The sequence below is a fragment of the Mobilitalea sibirica genome (assembly GCF_015999265.1).
GTDB classification, from domain to species: Bacteria; Bacillota; Clostridia; order Lachnospirales; family Lachnospiraceae; genus Mobilitalea; species Mobilitalea sibirica.
Window position 1 is genome coordinate 1 of the sequence record NZ_JAEAGR010000040.1, and the last position, 1,012, is coordinate 1,012.

General features: G+C 49.4%; 1 rRNA gene. It reads right to left on the reverse strand.

The annotated features are described in order from the left end of the window. A 23S ribosomal RNA gene (locus tag I5677_RS17090) occupies nucleotides 1-1,012 on the reverse strand; the annotation flags it as partial.

Consider the following 1,012-nt stretch of genomic DNA (forward strand, 5'->3'; position numbering starts at 1 on the left):
TCAGCCTCGCCTTAGGCCCCGACTTACCCGGGGCAGATCAGCTTTACCCCGGAAACCTTGGATATTCGGCCTAGAAGATTCTCACTTCTATCTCGCTACTCATTCCGGCATTCTCTCTTCTTAAATCTCCACGACTCCTTACGGTATCGCTTCGTCGTTTTAAGAATGCTCCTCTACCAATTACAACTAGTGTAATTCCACAGCTTCGGTGTCGTGTTTTAGCCCCGGACATTTTCGGCGCAGGATCTCTCGACTAGTGAGCTATTACGCACTCTTTGAATGTATGGCTGCTTCTAAGCCAACATCCTAGTTGTCTCTGAAATCCCACATCCTTTTCCACTTAACACGCACTTTGGGACCTTAGCTGGTGGTCTGGGCTCTTTCCCTTTTGACTACCCAACTTATCTCGTGTAGTCTGACTCCCGATAAACAATTATACGGCATTCGGAGTTTGATATGCTTCGGTAAGCTTTGACGCCCCCTAGGCAATTCAGTGCTCTACCTCCGTTAATCTATATCGAGGCTAGCCCTAAAGCTATTTCGAGGAGAACCAGCTATCTCCGGGTTCGATTGGAATTTCTCCCCTATCCACACCTCATCACCACCCTTTTCAACGGATGTGTGTTCGGTCCTCCACCACCTTTTACGGCGGCTTCAACCTGGACATGGATAGATCACCCGGTTTCGGGTATACTCTTACAGACTTTACGCGCTATTAACGCTTGGTTTCCCTTCGGCTCCGGTCTTTCTGACCTTAACCTTGCCTGCAAAAGTAACTCGCCGGACCGTTCTACAAAAAGTACGCGGTTCACCACATATGGGTGTTCCACAGCTTGTAAACACAGGGTTTCAGGTTCTCTTTCACTCCCCTCCCGGGGTTCTTTTCACCTTTCCTTCACAGTACTATGCACTATCGGTCACTAAGTAGTATTTAGCCTTGGGGGGTGGTCCCCCCGACTTCCCGCAAGGTTTCTCGTGTCTCGCGGTACTTTGGATCCCACTCGCTGTCTTC